We start from the raw sequence: 20,388 nt of genomic DNA, 5'->3' as shown, positions 1-20,388 counted from the left end.
GTGGATGTCGCGATCACCCTCGTCCTGATCCTTGCCCTGTTCGCCCTGCTCGGCAGCGGCATCTGGATCGGCCTGGCCCTGCTCGGCGTCGGCTGGATGGCCATGGAGTTGTTCACCCCGCGCGCCGCGGGTGACGCCATGGCCGTCACCATCTGGGGCGCCTCCTCGTCCTGGACCCTGACCGCGCTGCCGATGTTCCTCTGGATGGGAGAGATACTGTTCCGCACGCGTCTCTCGTCCGACATGTTCAAGGGCCTCGCGCCCTGGCTGGAAAGCCTGCCCGGCCGCCTGCTCCACGTCAATGTCATCGGCTGCACCATCTTTGCCGCCGTCTCCGGATCATCGGCCGCGACCTGCGCCACGATAGGCAAGATCACCCTGCCCGAACTGGCCAAACGCGGTTATCCGGAAGGCATCACCTTCGGCACCCTGGCCGGCGCCGGCACGCTGGGCCTCCTGATTCCGCCCTCGATCATCATGATCGTCTATGGTGTCGCGGCCGAAGTCTCGATCGCCAAGCTGTTCATCGGCGGCGTGCTGCCCGGCCTGATGCTGGGCCTGCTGTTCATGGGCTGGATCGTGGTCTGGGCCCTGCTCAATCCCGGTGCCGTGCCGCCCGCCACCGAGCGCTACAGCTTCGGCCAGAAGCTCTACGCCTCGCGCCACCTGATCCCGGTGGTGCTCTTGATCGCGCTGGTCCTGGGCTCGATCTACGTCGGCATCGCCACGGCGACCGAAGCCGCGGCGCTGGGCGTGGTCGGCAGCCTGGTCCTGGCCGCGGCACAGGGATCGCTGTCCTGGGCCACTTTCCGCGACAGCCTGATGGGCGCCACACGCCTGTACTGCATGATCGCCCTGATCCTCGCCGGCAGCGCCTTCCTCACCCTGTCGATGGGCTACATCGGCCTGCCGCGCCAGCTCGCGGAATGGATCGCCAGCCTCGGCCTCGGCCAGTTCGGCCTGCTCTTCGGCCTGATGATTTTCTTCATCATCCTCGGCTGTTTCCTCGACGGCATCTCGATGGTGGTACTGACCATCGCCGTGATCCAGCCGACCATCGTCGCCGCCGGCATCGACCTGATCTGGTTCGGCGTCTTCCTCGTGGTGGTGGTCGAGATGGCGCAGATCACGCCGCCGGTCGGCTTCAACCTGTTCGTCCTGCAGGGCATGACCGGCAAACAACTGCCCTGGATCGCGCGTACCGCCCTGCCCGCCTTCGCCCTGATGATGGGTGCGGTCGGCCTGCTCTACGCCTTCCCCGGACTGGTGACCTGGCTGCCGCAGCGCATGGTGGGATGAAGCTGCTTGAGTTAGGCGACGGCGCGCTGACCCTGGAATTCGGCGAGCGCATCGACCCGGACGCCAATGCGCGTGTCATGGCGACACGCGATGCGCTGCAGGCGCTGGGCCTCGACGGCATCACCGACATGGTGCCGACCTGGCGCTCGCTGACCGTGCATTTCGATCCCCTGCGCCTGCCCCACGACCACTTGCGCCAGGCGCTGTTGCAGGCGGCGGTGCAAGAGTCGGCGCTGGCGACACGGCGATCGGCCACGCCCATCATCGTGCCGGTCTGTTTCGGCGGCGAATTCGGGCCCGACCTTGCCGACGTCGCGGCCGCCACCGGCCGCAGCGAGGGCGAGCTCATCGCCGCGCTGTGCGCGGTCGACCTGCAGGTGGCGCTGATCGGCTTCCTGCCCGGCTTTCCCTATCTCGGCGGCCTGCCCGACTGGCTGGACCTGCCGCGCCGCGCCACGCCGCGCACGGCGGTGCCGGCCAACAGCTTCGCCATCGCCGGCGGCCAGGCCGCGATCTACCCCTGGCAAAGCCCGGGCGGCTGGCACCTGCTCGGACGCACGCCGCTCAAGCTGTTCGATCCGGCGAACCCGCAACGCCCGGCACGCTTCGCACCCTGCGACGTACTGCGCATCGAAGCCGTAACGCCCGACGAATTTGAAAACCTGCGCGATCACCCACGCCATGCTTGAGATCCTCGCCTGCCCCTTGCCCGCCAGCCTGCAGGACGCGGGGCGCCCCGGCTATCGCCATCTCGGCGTGCCGCTCTCCGGCGCGCTCGACCCGGAATGGCTGGCGCTGGCCAACGCGCTCGCCGGTAACCGAACCGATGCCGCCGCGATCGAGTTGCGCCTCGCCGGACCGCGCCTGAAGAGCGATGCCGATGCGCTGTTCGCCATCGCCGGCGAGGTCGACGCGCGCATCGTCGGCGAAGCCAACACGCACGCCGTGGCGGCGTGGCGCAGCCATCGCCTGCACGCCGGGGAGGAACTGCGCATCGATGCCGTGCGCAGCGGCGTCGCCTACCTTGCGTTCGCCGGCGGCATCGAGGGGCGCCGCGAACTGGGCAGCCGTTCGCGCTATGAGCGCGCCGACCTCGGCAGTCCCTTCGCGCCCGGGCAACTGCTCAAAGTCGGCGCTGGCGGGACGGCGATTCCGCGCCGCCTCGGCATTGCGCCGGCGCGCCACGATGGGCCGCTCCGGGTCATTCCTGGGCCGCAGCGCGAGCGCTTCAGCGATGCCGCCTGGCAAAACTTTCTCGGCGGCGAATTCGTCGTCGGGCGCGAGGCCGATCGCATGGGCCTGCGCCTCGACGGGCCGCGCCTCAACCACGTCGGCGGCGCCGACATCGTTTCCGACGCGGTGACACCGGGCGCGATCCAGGTGCCGGGCGACGGCCGGCCCATCGTCCTGCTCGCGGATTGCCAGACCGTCGGCGGCTACGCCAAGATCGCCACGGTGATCGGCGCCGACCTGCCGCGCCTGGGCCACGCCCTGCCCGGAACGCGCCTGCGCTTTGCCGCCGTGACACTGGATGAAGCACTTGCGGCACGACAGGAAGCCGCGCAGGCGCTGGCGGCCAGCCTCGCCACCGTCGTGCCGGATACGGCCGAACCCGACCTCGCCGCCCTTTATGGCGCCAACCTGATCGACGGAGTCATCGATGCCACGCATTAACCTGAATGCCGACCTCGGCGAAGGCTACGGCCCCTGGACCATGGGCGACGACGCCGCCATGCTGGCCATCGTCAATTCGGCCAACATCGCCTGCGGCGGCCACGCCGGCGACCCCGACGTCATGCGGCTGACGCTTCGCCTAGCGCAGGAACACGGCGTTTCGATCGGCGCCCACCCAAGCTACCCCGACCTGCGCAACTTCGGTCGCCGCGCCATGTCGCTGACACCGGCGGAACTGGAGAACCAGCTCGCCGCGCAGATCGGCGCCTTGGTCGGCATCGCGGCTCTGGAAGGCATGCGCGTCAGTCACGTCAAGCCGCACGGCGCCCTGAACAACCAGGCCTGCGTCGACCGCAAGCTTGCCGAGACGATCTGCGCGACCATTCGGGCCATCGACCCGGCCCTGATTCTGCTGGCACCGGCCGCGTCGCAACTCGTCGCCGCCGGCCATGCCGCCGGGCTTGCGGTGGTCGAGGAAATCTTCGCCGACCGTGCCTACCTGCCCGATGGCCAGTTGGTGCCGCGCTCGCGCCCCGACGCCATGATCCACGGCGCCGAGACCTGCCTGGCGCATGTGCGGGCGATGCTCGATGCCGGCGCGCTGGTCGCCATCGACGGCACGCGCATCCCGACGGCTATCGGCAGCATCTGCGTCCACGGCGACAGCCCCGACGCGGTGGCCGTCGCCCGCCGCCTGTGCGACGGCCTGAAGCACGCAGGACTCTCCCTCGCCACCGTCCCCGAGCTGGCTGGCGGCCAGTAGGTGTACACTGCCGATGCCCTCAAAGAGAGGAAGGCCGAGTTCGTCGCGCCGCCTGCCAAAGCCCGGCCGGCAGCGGCAAAACGAAGCAAAATACGGCCCGTCGTCGCCGTCGCCTCCGTACCGGCACCGACGCCTCGTCGACCCTGGAAACCCACAAGGAGAACGCCATGAGCCCGAAGCTGCCCCGCCTTTGCGCCGCCATTATTGCCGCCAGCCTGTCACTGGCGGCTTTCGCCGATCCGCTCTCGCCGGTCGGCGCATGGGTCACGATCGACGACGAGACCAAAAAGCCCAAGTCCATCGTACGCATCGTCGAGAAGAACGACGTGTATTCCGGCACCGTGGAGAAGATCATGGACCCGGCGAAGCAGGACTCGAAGTGCGACGAATGCCCGCCCGACGACGCACGCAAAGGCAAGCCGGTGATCGGTATGACCATCCTCAGCGGATTGAAGAAAGACGGCGACAATGTCTATGGCGGCGGCCAGATCCTCGACCCGAACAACGGCAAGACCTACAACGCCAAGGTCACGGTCATCGATGGCGGCAAGAAGCTGGAAATGCGCGGTTCCTTCCTCTTCATCGGCCGCACACAAACCTGGCTGCGCTCCGAGTAGGTGCCATCAAACCTGCTGTCGTAGGGTGTTTCCCGATAGTCCCGTGGGCTGAGCAATTTCCCTCAGCGGCACTCCCTCGCGGAAATGCATCCGCCTGATCTTGGCCAACATGCCCACATTGACCACTCCCGTTGCCCCTGCTCAAAATCTTGCAGGATAGCCAATCAAGGTAGGTCAAGTTTCGATGGAAATTGCTTTGGCCGTGGGTCAATTGCGGAGGTCGTCAACAGGGCTTGGGCTCGCCCAATCCTGCCAGCGACGGACAAGGTCTCTGCAAACATGAGAGAACGGATCGTCACCTTGGGCGGACGTCTGGATGTCGAATCCAGCCCGAGCAAAGGGGTCAACATGTACGGAACGATTCCACGGACGATGCCCGCCGGCGGGGCCTGAGGCGGCACGGTTACAATCACGGCATGAAAACGAAATTTCAGCGCAGGGGAACGCCAGCAACTTCGGCGTCAGGCGCGGCGGCCGGAGCAACGACGACCCTGCTGCGCGCCGCCGAACTGCGCACCCTCGAACAACTCCACGCGACTGCCAATCCGTCGCTGATGGAACGCGCCGGACGCGCTGCCGCCAGCTTCGTCCGCGAACGCTTCGGGCATGGCCGCGTGCTGGTCTGCGCCGGCCCCGGCAACAACGGCGGCGACGGCTTCGTCATGGCACGCGAACTGGCGCGCGCCGGAGTGTCGGTCAGCATCCAGTTCACGGCCGATCCGTCGCGATTGCCGGCCGATGCGGCGGCGGCCTACCGGAGTTGCCGTAGCACCAGCGCCGACTTTTGCCGCGAGGTGCCGGCCGGCAAGTTCTCGCTGGTGGTCGACGCGCTGTTCGGCATCGGCCTCACCCGATCCATCGCAGGCGACCAGGCGGCGCTGATTGAGCGCATCAACGACTATGCCGGACCGGTGCTGGCGCTCGACATGCCCAGCGGACTCGATGGCGACACCGGCCGCGTCATGGGCGTCGCCGTGCGCGCGACGCACACCCTGTCATTCATCGGCGGCAAGCCCGGGCTCTACACCCTCGACGGGCCCGACCATTGCGGCGAGGTCAGCATCGCTAGTCTCGATCTGGCGCTGGATGGCTTTCCCGGCGCCCTGCTGTCGACGGCGGATTTTCGCGCCGGCCTCGTGCCGCGCCGGCGCAACAGCCACAAGGGCAGCCATGGCTCGCTGGCGGTGATCGGCGGTGCCGCCGGCATGAGCGGCGCCGCCCTGCTCGCCGCACGCGCCGGCCTGCAGCTTGGCGCCGGCCGCGTTTTTGCCGGGCTGCTGCAGCCACTGGCGATCGATCCAGTTCAGCCCGAGCTGATGCTGCGTTCGCCTGCGGACGCTCTGTCCAATGCCACGGCCATCGTGGTCGGCCCCGGAATGGGCGATTCGACGACGGCGACCGAGTTGATTCGCCGTATCGCCAGCGCCGACTTCCCGACACTGCTCGACGCCGATGCCTTGAATCAACTGGCTACGCACCCGGTTCTTGCCGCGCGCGTACGACACCGCCACGCGCCAACTTTGATCACGCCGCACCCGGCCGAAGCGGCACGTCTGCTTGGCATCCCCACCGACGACGTTCAAGCGAACCGCGTCAGCGCCGCGTTGCAGCTCGCGCAGCGCTTCAATGCCCATGTCGCGCTCAAGGGCTGCGGCACCATCATCGCCTTCCCTGACGGCCGCTGGCGCATCAATGCCACCGGCAATCCGGGCCTGGCTTCGGCCGGCAGCGGTGACGTGCTGGCCGGCATGGCCGGCGCCCTGCTGGCCCAGGGCTGGCCAGCGGAGGCCGCGCTGTGCGGCGCCGTACACATCCACGGCATGGCCGCCGACCTGCTTGCCGCCGCCGGCGAGGGCCCGGTCGGCATGACGGCCGGCGAACTGATACCTGCCGCGCGCGGCACGCTGAATCGACTGATCGCGACACATGCCTGACCGGCGCAAGGTCGGCCTGGCCATCCTGCTGATGGTCGGCGCCACGCTTTGCTTCGCCGCGCTCGACGCGACCTCGAAGTACCTGTCGCGCACCTACCCGATCCCGATGATGGTCTGGGGCCGCTACACCTTCCACTGCCTGATGATGCTGATCTTCCTCGCGCCGTCGATGCGCCTGGAGCTGATCACCACCACGCGGCCGGTGGCCCAGATTACGCGCGCCCTGATGCTCACCGGCACCACCGGATTTTCGATGGCCGGCTTCTCGCTGATGCCGCTGGCGGAAAGCACCGCCTTCCTCTTCGTCACGCCGCTGGTCGTCGTCATCCTCTCGCACTGGCTGCTCAAGGAATCGATCACGCGCGGCCACTGGATCGCGGTGCTCGCCGGCTTCGGCGGCGCCCTGCTGATCGCCCGGCCGGGCGGCGCACTCAATGCCGAAGGCATTGTCTGGATGACGCTTGCCGCCACCTGCTACGCGATCTACCAGATCCAGACGCGCCAGCTCTCGCCCACCGAGAACACGCTGACCATGTTGTTCTATACCGCGCTGGTCGGCACGGTGGCCATGACGCTGGCGGCACCGCTGTACTGGGGCGGCCCGACGCCGGGCTGGATCGACGCCTCGCTGATCGCTTCGCTGGGCATCTATGGCGGTACCGGCCACCTGATGTTGACGCGAGCCTTCCGCTACGCGGCGGCATCCTTCCTCTCGCCTTTCCTCTATGGCCAATTGATCTGGGCCGGGTTGCTCGGCTGGATGTTCTACGATCACCTCCCGGACCTGCTGTCGATCGCCGGCATGGTGGTGATCGCCGGCAGCTCGCTTTCCATAGCGCTCGGGGAACGCTTGCGCCGCCGCGCCTGATGCAGTAAAAGTAGCCGCTCCGCCTCGGCTTTCAACGGGAGGATTCCATGTTGCAGAAGCTCGACAGCATCGTTCCGCAGCGCTACCACGCCTGGGCGGCCTGCATCCTCCTTGCCGCCGCCTGCCTGGCATTGATGGCCGTCTCAACGCTCTGGATCTGGCCCGGCCTGGTCTTCGGCGCGCTGGCGCTGATCGGCCTCATCGACTTCCTCCAACCGCGCCAGGCGATCCGCCGCAACTATCCGGTCCTGGCGCATTTCCGCTTTTTCTTCGAATACATCCGTCCCGAGATCCGCCAGTACTTCATCGAGGCCGATTCGGAGGAACTGCCCTTCTCGCGCGCGCAACGTTCGATCATCTACCAGCGTTCGAAGCAGGCGCTGGACAAGCGGCCCTTCGGCACCCAGCTCAACCTCTACGAACCGCACTACGAGTGGATCAACCATTCGATCGCGCCGATCCACATCGAGAATCATGATTTCCGCATCGATGTCGGCGGTCCCGGCTGCACGCAGCCCTACTCCGCCAGCGTCTTCAACATCTCGGCGATGAGCTTCGGCGCGCTTTCCGCCAACGCCATCCTGGCGCTCAACGAAGGCGCCCGGCGCGGGCATTTCTTTCACGACACCGGCGAGGGCTCGATCTCGCGCTACCACCGGCAGAACGGCGGCGACCTGGTGTGGGAGATCGGCAGCGGCTACTTCGGCTGCCGTGATGCCAACGGGCATTTCGACGGCGCGCGCTTCGCCGAGAACGCCGCCATCGAAAAGGTCAGGATGATCGAGATCAAGCTCTCGCAAGGCGCCAAGCCGGGCCATGGCGGCGTCCTGCCCGGCGCCAAGGTCTCGCCCGAGATCGCCGAGGCGCGCGGCGTCCCGGTCGGCGTCGACTGCATCTCGCCACCGCGCCACGCGGCCTTCTCGACACCCGTCGAACTGCTCGAGTTCATCGCCCGCCTGCGCGACCTGTCCGGTGGCAAGCCGGTCGGCTTCAAGCTCGCCATCGGCCACCCCTGGGAATGGTTCGCCATCGTCAAGGCCATGCTGAAGACCGGCATCGCGCCCGACTTCATCGTCGTCGACGGCGGCGAAGGCGGCACCGGCGCGGCGCCCCTGGAATTCACCGACCACGTCGGCGCGCCGTTGCGCGAGGGCCTGATGCTGGTGCACAACACCCTGGTCGGCGTCAATCTGCGGCAGCAGATCTGCATCGGTTCCTCGGGCAAGATCGTCACCGCCTTCGACATGGCGCGCACCATCGCCACCGGCGCCGACTGGTGCAATTCGGCGCGCGGCTTCATGTTCGCCCTGGGCTGCCTGCAGGCGCAGACCTGCCACACTGGGCATTGCCCGACCGGGGTCACCACCCAGGATCCGGTGCGCATGCGCGCCCTCGATGTCACCGACAAGTCGGCGCGCGTGCACCAGTTCCATCGCAATACGCTGATCGCGCTGAAGGAGATGCTGGGGGCTGCCGGTCTGAACCATCCGAGCGAGCTGGGGCCGGAGCACGTGATACGTCGCGTGTCGGCCACCGAGGTCCGTTCGCTGGCGGCGCTGCACCACTGGGCCCGGCCCGGCGAACTGCTTGCCGGCGTACCCGATCACCCGGTGTTCAGGGTGTTTTGGGATGTCGCCAGTGCCGACAGTTTTGCCCCGCCGGCGACTACGCTCAGCCTGCGCGGATCGAAACAGCGCTGACGCTGAAGGGTAGAATCCCTGCATTACCTAACCGGCGCAAGGCATCATGGAATTCCCGCTCCAACTCGCTGCCGAAGTGCAGCGAAATGTGCTCGCCGCCCTGGCCGAAGACATCGGCGGCGGCGATTTGACCGCATTGCTCAGCCCCGCCGACAAGCGTTCTCTGGGCACCGTCGTCAGCCGCGAAGACGCGGTATTGGCCGGTACGGCATGGTTCGACTCCTGCTTTCGCCGGCTCGATCCGCTGACCGAGATCCGCTGGAACCTGCGCGACGGCGACTCGATCCGGGCCGGCGAAGTGGTCTGCGAGATCGAGGCCAGCACCCGCGCCCTGCTCACCGCCGAACGCGCGGCGCTGAACTTCCTGCAACTGCTCTCGGCCACCGCCACGATGACGAGGCTCCATGTCGATGCCATTGCCGGCACCGGCGCGCGCATCGTCGACACCCGCAAGACCCTGCCCGGCCTGCGGCTGGCGCAGAAGTACGCCGTCACCTGCGGCGGCGGCAAGAACCATCGCCTCGGGCTCTATGACGGAATACTGATCAAGGAAAACCACATCATGGCCGCTGGCGGCGTAACTGCCGCCTTGGAGCAAGCCCGCGCCATAGGACGCAACGACGTATTCATCCAGATCGAGGTGGAAACCCTGGAGCAACTCGCGGAAGCCCTCGACGCCGGCGCCCGCATGATCCTGCTCGACAACATGAATCTCGCGCAAATGCGCCAGGCGGTTGGCCTCACTGCCGGGCGCGCCGAACTCGAGGCATCGGGCGGCGTCAGCCTGGAAACCGTGCGCGCCATCGCTGAAACCGGCGTCGACCGCATCTCGGTCGGCGGCCTGACCAAGAATGTGCGCGCGGTCGACCTTTCGCTGCGGCACAGCGAGGGCTGATCTGCTAGAATTCGCGCCCTGCCTGCACGGGCAAACCATGCGGGCAGCAGCGGAGAGGTGGATGAGCGGTTTAAGTCGCACGCCTGGAAAGCGTGTTTAGGATAATATCCTAACGAGGGTTCGAATCCCTCCCTCTCCGCCACCCGACCTGCTTAACCACTTGTCCAAATTGAATTCTGCATTTACAAGGCGGCTCCAACATACATTTCCGCACACAGTATGAATTCCCTGACTGCCGTATATGCTGCGGTCAAATTCACTACATTCGCGCTTCGTGATTTTGAGGAGCTCAGGAATCACAGCGGCCGTATCGCCTCCCCATTCACTTCCAGCCAGACCGACTCCCCGTTCTTGCGCTTCATGTTAAGTATCGCGCTGCGCGGCAATCCGGCGATATGCCGAGTGACTACATCCATCACCCAACCGTGGGTGATCACCAGCACGCGCTGCCCGCGATGACGTTCGCCGATGTCGACGATCGCCGACAAGACACGGTCGGCAAAGGCGTCCATGGACTCACCCTGCTCGCACGAAATCGCCGGATTGCGTTTCATGATCTGCTGCAACAACACCGGGTTCAGCTCTGCCAGTTCGGCCTTGGGAACACCCTGGATCTCGCCAAAATTCCTCTCCTTCAGGCCCACATGGCAATGCGGCGCGGGCAAGCCCAACGATCGCGCGACTATCCTCGCTGTTTCCAGCGCGCGAGCCAGCGTGCTGGAGTACACATGTGAAAAGCCTGCCCCGGAAAAAGCCGCAACCAGCTCGTAGGCCTGCCGGCGTCCGCGGTCGTTGATTTCAACGTCGATCCAGCCTTGGAGAATACCGGCGATGTTCCAGTCGGTTTCCCCATGCCGGGCAATGCACAGGTAGGCAGGCGCCTTTGCGGTATCCATTGCGCCGAGGATGCTTGCGTCGGATCAGAAATACCAGCGCGTGACCATCTCCGCGACGCATGCCGGCTTGGGACCACCTTCGATCTCGACGGTGGCCTGCCAGAGCATTTGCGCTCCACCGGCGATATCTTCCACGCCGACCAGAACAAAACGCGCACGCACCCGGCTGCCAACCCTTACCGGCGCCGCAAAGCGCACACGATTGAGGCCGTAGTTCACTGCCAGCTTGACCCCGTCGACGGCAATGCATTCCTGGGCAAACTTGGCCAGCAGCGATACCGTCAGGTAGCCGTGGGCGATCGGGCCGCCGAACGGAGATTCGCGGCTCGCCCGTTCGACGTCGACATGAATCCATTGCCGGTCGCCCGTCACCTCGGCAAAGGCATTGACCCGCGCCTGGTCGATCAGCATCCAGTCGCTGACGCCGATTTCCTGGCCCAATCTGGACCGGGCATCCTCGATTCCCGCAAAGCGAGTCATGTTCATGATTTTCCTGGTAGGTGGCCCGCCCGACAGGACTCGAACCTGTTACCCCCGGCTTAGAAGGCGGATCAGCGAGTTTTCTGAATAAAGTAGGCCTTGATTATATGTAACTTTTTATCAACCAGGCGCTCTCGCAAACCGCCTTATCACTAGTTTTACCGCGTCATGCCGTACAGTTCTTTCACAGTTGTCTTTCCAGTCGCAGCTCAAACTTAGCGAATTCTCGGATCGACGATTCCTCGGCATTAGAGTCACGACGGCACACCGCCGCACTATGCCACAGCCCGCTCGATCAGAAATGGCAAGGTTATATTCCACGCTTAATTTGTCCCCCAATGAGGGACAAACTTGCCTCTTAGTATCGTAAATGTTATATTTGCTACACAATACGTTTCTTTTATGGACGCTAATTGAGCGCTAAGTATCACTTGCAAACGAAGACGCTAGGCCCACGGGCAGCGCAGCTATTCACTGAGTTGAATGAGCTGCACCGGTCCATGTTCACCTTGGCCGATGTGGAATCGATCACCGGCCTGTCGGCTGCATCGGCGCGCAATCTCGTGCACAAAGCCCAGCAGCGCGGCTTGGTGACGCGACTGAAGCCCGGTCTGTACAACCTCGTGCCCTTCGAACTTGGCCGGGCCACAGAGCACATCGGCAGCCCGTACCTGATCGCGCGCGAACTCGCTGGTACAGCGCCCTACTTCCTGTCGCACGGTACTGCGTTTGAACTGCACCGCATGGTGACGCAGCCGAACTTCACCGTGTATGTGTCATGTACGCGGCGCGTGCGTCCGCAGACGGTGGGTGGCTATGACTTTCGGTTTATCCACATCGCAGCGGAACAAGAATTCGGGGTCATGAAGCATTGGGTCGACAAGGAACGCTTCGTGATGATCAGCGACATGGAGCGCACCATCATCGATGGTCTCCGACACCCGGCATTTGCCGGTGGCGTTACCGAAGTCGCCAAGGGCCTGTGGATGAAGCGAGACGTACTGAAAGTCGAACGGCTGGTGGACTACGCACGACGCCTCGGCATTGGTGCCGTCGTGCGCCGCCTCGGCTACTTGCTGGAACACTACGGCTTGGCCGATGCTCCGGCGCTGGAACCATTGCGCTGCATGCTGACGGCAACTTACCAGCGCCTTGATCCACTACTCCCCGCCGAGGGGGCATTCCTTTCACGTTGGCGGCTCCAGCTCAACGTGACTCCCGAAGAACTGGATGCCGTGAGGCTTGGCTGATGATTCCCCAACGCAACATTTCCCTGATCTCGAACACGCTGATGACCGCTGGCGGGCGGCGCATTCCCGAGGCTGTCATCGAACGCGACTACGTACTGGCCTGGTTCCTGACCGGATTGGCAGGCCATCCATTACGCGAGGTATTGGCCTTCAAAGGTGGCACGGCCCTGCGACGCTGCTGGTTTGAGGACTACCGGTTTTCGGAAGACCTGGATTTCACCTTGATCCGTCCGATCACCCTCGAAAAGATCCTGGCGGAGCTGAACGAAATCTTCGCCACCGTTGAAGCCGACTCGGGCCTGCGGATCGCTTTTGACCGCGAAGACCGCCACGGCCACCAGAACAGCCACACCTTCTACCTGCGCTATCAGGGGCCACTGCCCGCCGCAAACGATGTAAAGGTTGACATCACGATCAACGAAGTCTTGTGCTTCCCTCTGCAAGATCGCCCGATTCAGCGTACCTACGACAGCTTTGATGACTTGCCCGAGGGGCCGACCGTGAAGGTCTACGCCATCGAGGAGATCGCGGTTGAAAAGCTGCTGGCCCTGAGCGATCGGGCACGCAACGAGCCACGTGACTTGTATGACCTCTGGTATCTGTTCGGCTCCACCAACATGCGCGTTGCGGAGATGCGTGCCGAACTCGATGCCAAGTTGGCATTGCGGCAACGCGTCATTGCCGGCATGGAGCAGGCAATCGCCGCCAAGGAAGATCGTCTACGGCGGCTCTGGGCCGCCCGTCTCACCCACCAGATGAACCATCTGCCACCGTTCGATGACGTCTTTCGGGAAGTGCTGCGTGCTGTTCGCGCCGCCGACTTGCCGAGGGCGGAAGGCTAATCGGCTACCTACGTACCAAAGAGAAACACCATGGCCTATTTGTTGTTACGTCCCGCTCAAACCGCGGGCAAGAAACCAGACCTGAATGAGGATGCTTTTGAATTCGACACTCAATCGCCTCACACAAACGATCGCATGGTTCTGTCTGTGACATTGTTACGTGCCCGTAGACAAAGTTGTGAGCCCCGTTAAAATGAACATTCATTCGATATAAGAATTAGGTTATGCCTCGCACACCCACGAACGTTCCACCAGGACAAATCAGAGAGAAGGTTCTTGGCGCATCCCTGGTTCTGTTCACCCAGCGGGGCTACTTCAACACGTCGGTGCCCGACATCGCCCGAGCGGCACAGGTCAGCGTTGGTTCGATCTATCACTACTTCAAAGACAAGGAAGACGTCGCCCGTGCGCTCTATTTGGGTCTAATGGAGGGACTGCAGGGGGAACTGGGCCGAATCGCTCAACGACATGCAACGGCCCATGATCGTTGTCACGCAGTAATGGCAATGTTGTTTGAACTGACGGAGTCGAATCGCGAGGCGATGGACTTCATGCTTTACGCCAAGCATCGGGAGTTTCTTCCTTCCGAGCGTCCCGTGTGTTCATCCAAGCCGTTTGAAACCATGCGGGAATTTGTCAAGAACGGAATAACCCAGGGGGAAATTCGCAAAATCGATGTAATGGTTGCAACGTCGTGCCTGTTCGGAGGCGCCATTCGCCTCATCACGGCACGGCTCGATGGTGTTCTCGCCCAGCCGCTTCCCGACAAGATGGAGTCTGTCTGGGAGTGTGCCTGGCGTAGTGTGGCGGCCTGATCTCGGGCCGTATTTTTTTACCTTCAATTCGAACGAACATTCATTCTAAGGAGACACAACATGAAATCCATGGCTATCGTGGTTCGCGACGACTCGTACGACAAGATCCTGACGCCGCTTGCTTTTGCTTATCTGACCGCTTCGGAGGGTACCCAGGTCGATATGCTGTTCGTCAATTGGGCCGTCAAGGCACTGACGGCCGAGGGTGCCGCCGCGCTCCGCATCGACGGACGGCACGCCGCCGAGGAGGCGATGGTGCGCGAAGGCGTAGCCAAGGCGGGACTGCCACCCGAGGTCTACGACATCATCAAGGCCCTCAAGGGAACAGGCTGCGTGAACTTCTATGCATGTAGCCTGGCGGGCGCCATCTTTGGGGTGAATGAAGGCAACCTGATCCCCGAAGCGGAAGGTATCGTCGGCGCCGCCTGGTTCCTAAACGAAAAGGCAGCCAAGGCAGACCACTACCAATACTTCTGAGGAGCCCCGCCATGAGCGAAACGCAGGTAACTTCGACCCTCGACACCACTGGGAAATGCTGCCCGATGCCGATGGTGGAAACCAACAAGGCCATCAAGGCTCTGGCAATTGGCGATGTCCTTGAAATCATCGCCACCGACGTCGGCACCCGCAAGGACATCCCGTCATGGTGCGAACGTATGGGCCAAAGCTTGCTGTCGATGACCGAAGAAGGCGGTGTGCTGCGCTACCATGTCCGAAAAAACCGGTGAGACACAGGAGCTTTGCTTTGGCTGCATATACTTCCCGCCCAATCTGCCGCGCCAAGCCTATTCGGACGACGACTGGACGATGCTGCAGTCTAGGCAATGCTCGTTCGACTATTCACCCGATGGCGACGACTGCCAACAGACTAGAAAGACCAGCTGCGCCCTCGTGACTGAATTGGTGCACAGATAATTTGGCACCGGACGGGCAACGACAAGGTCAATTCGTATGGAGGTTAGGCCAGGCGGGAGTCGTTTTCCGTCTGGCCTAATTGACCTACGTCCCGTGGGCGATGAGGCCGCCGCTTAGGCACCATCATTACGACTACTTAAGCAAACTCACAAGCATTCGCATTTCAGCGTACTCATGTATCGGGACCACCGGCCTCGTTTTACTTTACACCATCCGCGAGCTCACCCGAATTCGGTGGGCCGAAGGGCAAAATCAGCTCGAAAGCCGTGATCCCGTGGTCCGATCGTCCCAGGATCTCTCCATCGTGAGCGCGGGCAATCGAGCGCGTAATCGCCAGACCCAGCCCCGCGCCTTCGCCAAGATACTGGCGGGAAGTATCGACGCGATAAAACCGATCGAACAGTCGCCCCATGTGCTCCGCTGGAATGGTATCCCCGGTATTCTCGACCACAAGCTTCGCCACCCTATGATCGCTGTCGTCCACTCGAACGGTGACGCGGCCACCATCCGGCGTGTGGCGAACGGCATTGGATAGCAGATTGCTGATAGCGCGCCTGATCATCAGGCGATCTCCCCATACGATGCCGCTTCCGGCGCGCTCCAACCTGATGCGCTTCTCTTCGGCGAGAACTCCGTAATACTCGAGCAATCCCTCAGCCTCAACGGCCAGATCGACCGGCTCGCGGTTGGGGATGATCAAGTCATTTTCCGACTTGGCGAGGAAGAGCATGTCAGCAATCATGCGCGACAGACGCTCGAATTCCTCCACATTGGAGGCGAGAATGTCGCGGTACTCGTCCTCCGTCCTGGCCTTCGACAGCGTCACCTGCGTCTGCGTCAGCAAATTGCTGACGGGGGTGCGCAACTCATGGGCCAAGTCCGAAGAAAAGTCAGACAGTCGCTGAAAGGAACTCTCCAGACGGGCAAGCATCTCGTTGAGAGTTTCGGCAAGATCCGCCAGTTCGGTTGGAATCGAGTCGGTAGGAAGTCGGGCATCAAGGCGATGCGCAGTAATCCCCGCAGCCTCACGTTTGATGGCCTGCAATGGCGCGAGCCCACGCCGGACGGCTGCCCAGCCAAGTAAGCCCGTCAGAAGAGCTGCCAGGACCACCACGGACCATAGGGTGGTTCGGAATGAACTCATGAAGTGCTCGTGATGGGTAATATCGGTTGCCACGGCAACCACAGCCGGTGGGATGCCACTGATGCCCGTTTGCGTCCGAGCGGCAAGTCCTCGGAAAGGTTTACCCTGCTTTGATTTCCAGACTGTTGGGCGAGCGGGAACACCCAGTACCTGCCGGTCAAGCAATCCTTGCGGAAAATCAGCACCGGTCGTGGCAAAAAGAGTTCGACCGTCCGGCGCTACGACGAGAACCTCCAGCGCGTGGTGTCCGACCAAGGAGTCCTCCAACTGTTGAGGAAGCGAGTCCAGGTCCTTTTTCGTATGGACTTTCTCAAGAGCATGCCGAGCAAGCTCCAACTTGCCAGAGAGTACTTCCATGTCCTGCTCTTCAAAATGTTCCTCGACCGAACGGCCGATCAGGAATCCAAGTAGCAGCAGAACCACTGTCGAGGCGGACGCGAAGAGCAGTGTCAGGCGAAAGGTAATCGACTTTTGCTCCCTCAATCGCATCCGGGCATCTCCAGCACGTAACCCATACCACGCACTGTACGGATGAGCTTAGGCTCGAATCCGTCATCCATCTTTGCCCGAAGACGCCTGACTGCGACTTCAATCACGTTGGTGTCACTGTCAAAATTCATGTCCCATACCTGCGATGCGATCAGCGAACGCGGAAGAACCTCACCCTGCCGGCGCAGCAGCAGTTCGAGCAATGCGAATTCCTTGGCCGTCAGGTCGATGCGATGGCCACCACGGGTTACCCGGCGGCGCAGCAAATCGAGTTCCAGATCCGCCACCCGCATCTGCTCTGGTTCCTTGCTGCGACTCCCTCGACGCAACAGGGAACGCACCCGGGCCAGCAATTCGGCAAAGGCAAAGGGCTTCACCAGGTAATCGTCGGCGCCTTGCTCGAATCCCTTTACGCGATCCGCAACCTGGTCGCGGGCCGTGAGAAATAGTACTGGCAATTCACGCTTGACGCGGCGAATGCCGGCGAGTACCTGCCAGCCATCCAGTTTGGGCAGCATCACGTCGAGTATCGCCAGATCGTAGTCTCCGGTTTCGCCCAGATGCAGACCGTCTACGCCATCGAGTGCCAGATCGACGACGAAACCCGCCTCGACCAGACCCTGTTTGACGTACTCGCCGGTTTTCCGCTCATCTTCGACAAGAAGTATTTTCATCGCGATTCCATCTAGTGCTGATGGCGCGATTGTGCGCGCACGGATTCGATGGACTTCAAAGATTACATAAATGTAATCCGGGCGTCAGCCAATTGACGGAATGACCTAATCAGAATGCGCCTTACTCGAAGTCTAAACAAAGATTCCATGGAACCCCAACATGAATCGTCCATTGATCGCAGCTGAATGCCCAATATGGAAATGACGTCAATCCGCTGGAAACGGGGGATGGCCGTATGCGCTATTGGGCTACTGCTTGCCCTGCCGACGCTGGCCGCCGATACCCCGTCTGCCTCGACCGGTTTGGCTCGTGCGCTGGAGCAAGCCTGGCGACTGCATCCGCAGGCGGCAGGACTGGACGCCCGCGAGGCTGAGGCGCGAGCCGCGCAGGAAGTTGCCACCGGTCTCACGCCGGAACCGCCGTCGGTCGCAATTGGTAGCCTGAATGACCGCTACAACCGCAATCTGGGTAGGCAAGAGTGGGAAGTCGAGCTCGCAGCGCCGCTGTGGCTTCCTGGACAAAAGGCCGCGCGCGAGGCGGAGGCGGCGAGCCGCGTCGAAGAAGCGGCGGCAAAACGCGCCGCCTTGCGCTGGGGGCTGGCAGGCGAGTTGCGCGAGGCTTGGTGGTCGCTGGCGGCGGCGCGTAATGTCAACGCGCTGGCGATTCGTCGCCTTGCAACTGCGCAGGCACTGGAAGCTGATGTGCGGCGCCGCTACACGGTCGGCGAATTGTCCCGCATCGACGCCAATCTGGCGCAAGCCGAGGTACTTGCCGCGAGTGCCGAGCAGGCCGAAACCGAGACGGCGCTGCTGCAGGCGGAACAGGCATTACGAACGCTGACAGGTACGGTAGCGCCTCAGGATGTGGGCGAAGAAGTGCCGACAACGCTACGCCGTTCAGGCGGGCTTATGAGTATGCCCGATGCCCACCCATCGATTGTCGCTGCTGCCGCTGCCACTCGCAGCGCCCGCGCCAGGGTGACAGTCGCTGATGAATCGCGCCGTGCGGCGCCGGAGCTGGCGCTGCGCGTGGTGCGCGAGCGCGGCGATTTCGCCGAGCCCTACGCCAACACGGTGGGCATACGCCTGAAAATTCCGTTCTCCTCGGGGCCTCTGGTTCGCCGCGAAACTTCGGCAGCAAAGGCCGACGCCGACCAGGCCGATGCCGAAATGATACGCGCCCAAACCCGTACCCAACTTGACGCGGAACGGGCGGAGCGTACCCTCGCGTCATCGGAGCGACAGCTCATCATGGCACAAGAGCGCCGCTTGCTCTCCGCCGAAAACTTGCGCCTGGCCGAAAAGGCTTTTTCGCTCGGCGAATCCGATCTAGCAACGCTGCTGCGCATCCGCGCCGCCGCCTACGACGCCGAAGCCTTTCTCGATCGCCAGCGCGTGGCCCGTGCCGCAGCCATATCGCGTCTGAATCAAGCCCTGGGAGTATTGCCGTGAAGCAAGCGAGAGCATTATTGTTGGCCGCTGTCATCGCCTTTCCCGCCTGGGCTGGAGGCGACAGCAGCGATGGCCATACGCACGCGGCTCCGGCTCCTGAACCGCTTCCGCTCGTCACATTGTCGCCGCGGGCAGCGGCGGCAACTGAAGATTTCGAAGTGATTGCAGCCATCGAAGGCAAGAAGCTGGTGGTTTATCTTGATCGCTTCGCCAGCAACGAGCCGGTAACAAAGGCCAATGTGGAGGTCGAGGGTGCGGGGCTGAAGGGTGTCGCCGGCGAGATAGCGCCCGGAACCTATGCCATGGATGTGGCGACGGCCATGTCCCCGGGCAGGCATCCGCTGACCATCGCCATCGAGGCCGGCGACACCACCGATCTATTGACGGCAACGCTGGATATTTCCCCGGCTGCGGCGGGTGAGCAACATGTCCATGGCTGGAGCGAGCGGATCGTATGGATCGTCGCCGGTCTTCTTCTGCTTGCCGCCGGAGCCCTGCTGGCCGTGCGCCGCCGCCATAAATCCAAAGGAATCTGAACATGCGAATCACGCGTATGCGATCCCTCGTCGTTGCAATGCTGCTTGGCGTGACCACGGTCGCGCTGGCCCACGGCGACGAGGATCACAGTCAGGACAAAGCATCCAAACCCACGCCTACCGCTGCCGGAGCGACACCAGGCGCGTCGGGCCTGCTCCAACGCCTGGCCGACGGCAGCCTGTTCGTGCCCAAGGCGGTGCAGCGCCAACTCGAAATTCGTACCCGTGCTGCCCGCATCGGCGATCTCGCCGCGACGGTCGAGATCAACGGCAAGGTGATTCCTGACCCGAATACGAGTGGTCGGGTCCAGGCGACCTTTGCGGGCAGTGTCATGCCCGGCCCCAAAGGCATGCCTGTGCCCGGAAGAAGAGTCGCCAAAGGTGAGGTCCTGGCCTACCTGCGCCCGGTCAGCGGCGCCATCGAGCGCGGCAACCAGCAGGCGCAGTTGGCCGAGCTGGAAGCACAACTGGCGATTGCCGATGGGCGCGTCAGGCGCTTCGAGCAGCTTGAGGGCGCGGTGCCGCAAAAGGAAATCGAAGCGGCAAAGATCGAGCGCGACGCGCTGCAAAAGCGCCGTGCCTTCGTCGGCGCCAGCATCAATGCCGCAGAGCCGCTACTGGCACCTGCAGCGGGCGTGATCAGCGCCTCGCACCATTTGGTGGCCGGGCAGATCGTCGACGCCAGAGAGATTTTGTTCGAGATCGTCGATCCCGCTCGCCTGGCGGTGGAGGCGTTGGCCTACGATCCGGGCATCGCGGCAACACTTGTCTCCGCCAGCGCACTGGTGGAACAAACTGCGCTGGAACTCAAATTCGTTGGCGCCGGCCGACAGTTGCGCGAGCAGGCACTGCCACTCTTGTTTCAAATCGCCACGATCAATCCTGCCGTGGCGGTGGGTCAGCCGGTGAAAGTCATCGTGCGCACGGCACAGGGAATCAAGGGCGCGGCGGTGCCGCGCTCGGCGCTGACCAAAGTCGGCGCTGGCGAGATGGCGATCTGGGTACATGCCGAGGCTGAACGCTTCGTCGTACGGCGCGTCCGCCATCAGTCGCTTGATGCCGCCAACGTCGCCATCGTCGATGGCCTGCGCGACGGCGACCGCGTGGTAGTTGAAGGCGCCGGCCTGTTGTCCCAGGTACGCTGA

At 63.3% G+C, this 20,388-nt stretch carries 21 protein-coding genes and 1 tRNA gene; 18 read left to right on the top strand and 4 right to left on the bottom strand.

Annotation, left to right across the window (positions count from 1 at the left end; translation table 11 throughout):
• The 10 genes from J0M27_RS13455 (at position 1) to J0M27_RS13410 (ending at position 9,892) form a co-directional block, all read left to right on the top strand.
• On the top strand, positions 1 to 1,299 hold the full coding sequence (locus J0M27_RS13455) for a TRAP transporter large permease subunit (protein ID WP_294992516.1): 1,299 nt from the start codon (positions 1 to 3) through the stop codon (positions 1,297 to 1,299).
• On the top strand, positions 1,296 to 1,988 hold the full coding sequence (pxpB, locus tag J0M27_RS13450) for a 5-oxoprolinase subunit PxpB (protein WP_294992514.1): 693 nt from the start codon (positions 1,296 to 1,298) through the stop codon (positions 1,986 to 1,988). Before J0M27_RS13455 ends, pxpB begins: the two co-directional genes overlap by 4 nt.
• On the top strand, positions 1,981 to 2,973 hold the full coding sequence (locus J0M27_RS13445; RefSeq protein WP_294992511.1) for a biotin-dependent carboxyltransferase family protein: 993 nt from the start codon (positions 1,981 to 1,983) through the stop codon (positions 2,971 to 2,973). The genes pxpB and J0M27_RS13445 overlap by 8 nt, the downstream gene beginning before the upstream one ends.
• Positions 2,960 to 3,736: a 5-oxoprolinase subunit PxpA gene (locus tag J0M27_RS13440; protein WP_294992508.1), complete on the top strand. Its 777-nt coding sequence runs from the start codon at positions 2,960 to 2,962 to the stop codon at positions 3,734 to 3,736. Before J0M27_RS13445 ends, J0M27_RS13440 begins: the two co-directional genes overlap by 14 nt.
• A 167-nt stretch (positions 3,737 to 3,903) precedes the next feature.
• Positions 3,904 to 4,353, top strand: coding sequence for a DUF2147 domain-containing protein (locus J0M27_RS13435; protein WP_294992505.1), 450 nt, complete (start codon positions 3,904 to 3,906; stop codon positions 4,351 to 4,353).
• 416 nt (positions 4,354 to 4,769) lie between these two features.
• Entirely contained in the window at positions 4,770 to 6,287 is a 1,518-nt protein-coding gene (locus J0M27_RS13430; RefSeq protein WP_294992502.1) for an NAD(P)H-hydrate dehydratase, read from the top strand.
• Positions 6,280 to 7,155 (top strand): DMT family transporter, encoded by an 876-nt coding sequence (locus J0M27_RS13425; protein ID WP_294992499.1) that lies wholly within the window; start codon positions 6,280 to 6,282, stop codon positions 7,153 to 7,155. Before J0M27_RS13430 ends, J0M27_RS13425 begins: the two co-directional genes overlap by 8 nt.
• Positions 7,156 to 7,202: 47 nt before the next feature.
• On the top strand, positions 7,203 to 8,855 hold the full coding sequence (locus tag J0M27_RS13420; protein WP_294992496.1) for an FMN-binding glutamate synthase family protein: 1,653 nt from the start codon (positions 7,203 to 7,205) through the stop codon (positions 8,853 to 8,855).
• A 46-nt stretch (positions 8,856 to 8,901) separates the two neighbouring features.
• Positions 8,902 to 9,750: a carboxylating nicotinate-nucleotide diphosphorylase gene (gene nadC, locus J0M27_RS13415; RefSeq protein WP_294992493.1), complete on the top strand. Its 849-nt coding sequence runs from the start codon at positions 8,902 to 8,904 to the stop codon at positions 9,748 to 9,750.
• Positions 9,751 to 9,801: 51 nt separating this feature from the next.
• Positions 9,802 to 9,892, top strand: a tRNA-Ser gene (locus tag J0M27_RS13410).
• Positions 9,893 to 10,046: 154 nt separating this feature from the next.
• Here J0M27_RS13410 and J0M27_RS13405 read toward each other — a convergent pair.
• The gene (locus tag J0M27_RS13405) at positions 10,047 to 10,646 is read right to left on the bottom strand and encodes a histidine phosphatase family protein (protein ID WP_294992490.1); all 600 of its coding nucleotides are present in this window, start codon (positions 10,644 to 10,646) and stop codon (positions 10,047 to 10,049) included.
• A 24-nt stretch (positions 10,647 to 10,670) separates the two neighbouring features.
• A complete protein-coding gene (locus J0M27_RS13400; RefSeq protein WP_294992487.1) occupies positions 10,671 to 11,132 on the bottom strand; it encodes a MaoC family dehydratase in 462 nt (153 codons plus the stop codon).
• 407 nt (positions 11,133 to 11,539) lie between these two features.
• Between J0M27_RS13400 and J0M27_RS13395 the strand changes: the two genes are divergently transcribed.
• The 5 genes from J0M27_RS13395 to J0M27_RS13375 all read left to right on the top strand — a co-directional run bounded on the left by J0M27_RS13395 (position 11,540) and on the right by J0M27_RS13375 (position 14,761).
• On the top strand, positions 11,540 to 12,376 hold the full coding sequence (locus J0M27_RS13395; protein WP_294992484.1) for a type IV toxin-antitoxin system AbiEi family antitoxin domain-containing protein: 837 nt from the start codon (positions 11,540 to 11,542) through the stop codon (positions 12,374 to 12,376).
• Positions 12,376 to 13,218 (top strand): nucleotidyl transferase AbiEii/AbiGii toxin family protein, encoded by an 843-nt coding sequence (locus tag J0M27_RS13390; protein ID WP_294992481.1) that lies wholly within the window; start codon positions 12,376 to 12,378, stop codon positions 13,216 to 13,218. Before J0M27_RS13395 ends, J0M27_RS13390 begins: the two co-directional genes overlap by 1 nt.
• Before the next feature lie 224 nt (positions 13,219 to 13,442).
• Positions 13,443 to 14,033, top strand: a complete 591-nt coding sequence (locus J0M27_RS13385) for a TetR/AcrR family transcriptional regulator (protein WP_294992478.1) — start codon at positions 13,443 to 13,445, stop codon at positions 14,031 to 14,033.
• Positions 14,034 to 14,093: 60 nt separating this feature from the next.
• Positions 14,094 to 14,510, top strand: a complete 417-nt coding sequence (locus J0M27_RS13380; RefSeq protein ID WP_294992475.1) for a DsrE family protein — start codon at positions 14,094 to 14,096, stop codon at positions 14,508 to 14,510.
• A gap of 11 nt (positions 14,511 to 14,521) precedes the next feature.
• Positions 14,522 to 14,761, top strand: coding sequence for a sulfurtransferase TusA family protein (locus tag J0M27_RS13375; RefSeq protein WP_294992473.1), 240 nt, complete (start codon positions 14,522 to 14,524; stop codon positions 14,759 to 14,761).
• A gap of 386 nt (positions 14,762 to 15,147) precedes the next feature.
• On the opposite strand, the gene J0M27_RS13370 is transcribed toward J0M27_RS13375, so the two are convergent.
• A complete protein-coding gene (locus J0M27_RS13370) occupies positions 15,148 to 16,581 on the bottom strand; it encodes a heavy metal sensor histidine kinase (protein ID WP_294992471.1) in 1,434 nt (477 codons plus the stop codon).
• The gene (locus tag J0M27_RS13365; protein ID WP_294992468.1) at positions 16,572 to 17,255 is read right to left on the bottom strand and encodes a heavy metal response regulator transcription factor; all 684 of its coding nucleotides are present in this window, start codon (positions 17,253 to 17,255) and stop codon (positions 16,572 to 16,574) included. Before J0M27_RS13365 ends, J0M27_RS13370 begins: the two co-directional genes overlap by 10 nt.
• Before the next feature lie 228 nt (positions 17,256 to 17,483).
• On the opposite strand from J0M27_RS13365, the gene J0M27_RS13360 reads away from it, so the two are divergent.
• From J0M27_RS13360 to J0M27_RS13350, 3 genes are read left to right on the top strand one after another with little or no spacing between them, the layout of a single operon-like run.
• On the top strand, positions 17,484 to 18,707 hold the full coding sequence (locus J0M27_RS13360; RefSeq protein ID WP_294992466.1) for a TolC family protein: 1,224 nt from the start codon (positions 17,484 to 17,486) through the stop codon (positions 18,705 to 18,707).
• Positions 18,704 to 19,243, top strand: a complete 540-nt coding sequence (locus J0M27_RS13355; protein WP_294992463.1) for a hypothetical protein — start codon at positions 18,704 to 18,706, stop codon at positions 19,241 to 19,243. The genes J0M27_RS13360 and J0M27_RS13355 overlap by 4 nt, the downstream gene beginning before the upstream one ends.
• 2 nt (positions 19,244 to 19,245) lie before the next feature.
• Positions 19,246 to 20,388, top strand: coding sequence for an HlyD family efflux transporter periplasmic adaptor subunit (locus J0M27_RS13350; protein WP_294992459.1), 1,143 nt, complete (start codon positions 19,246 to 19,248; stop codon positions 20,386 to 20,388).

It is taken from the genome of Sulfuritalea sp., assembly GCF_017302275.1.
Taxonomy (GTDB): domain Bacteria; phylum Pseudomonadota; class Gammaproteobacteria; order Burkholderiales; family Rhodocyclaceae; genus Sulfuritalea.
The sequence above is the reverse complement of the archived record's forward strand: the minus strand, read 5'-3'. Positions and strand labels throughout refer to the sequence as shown.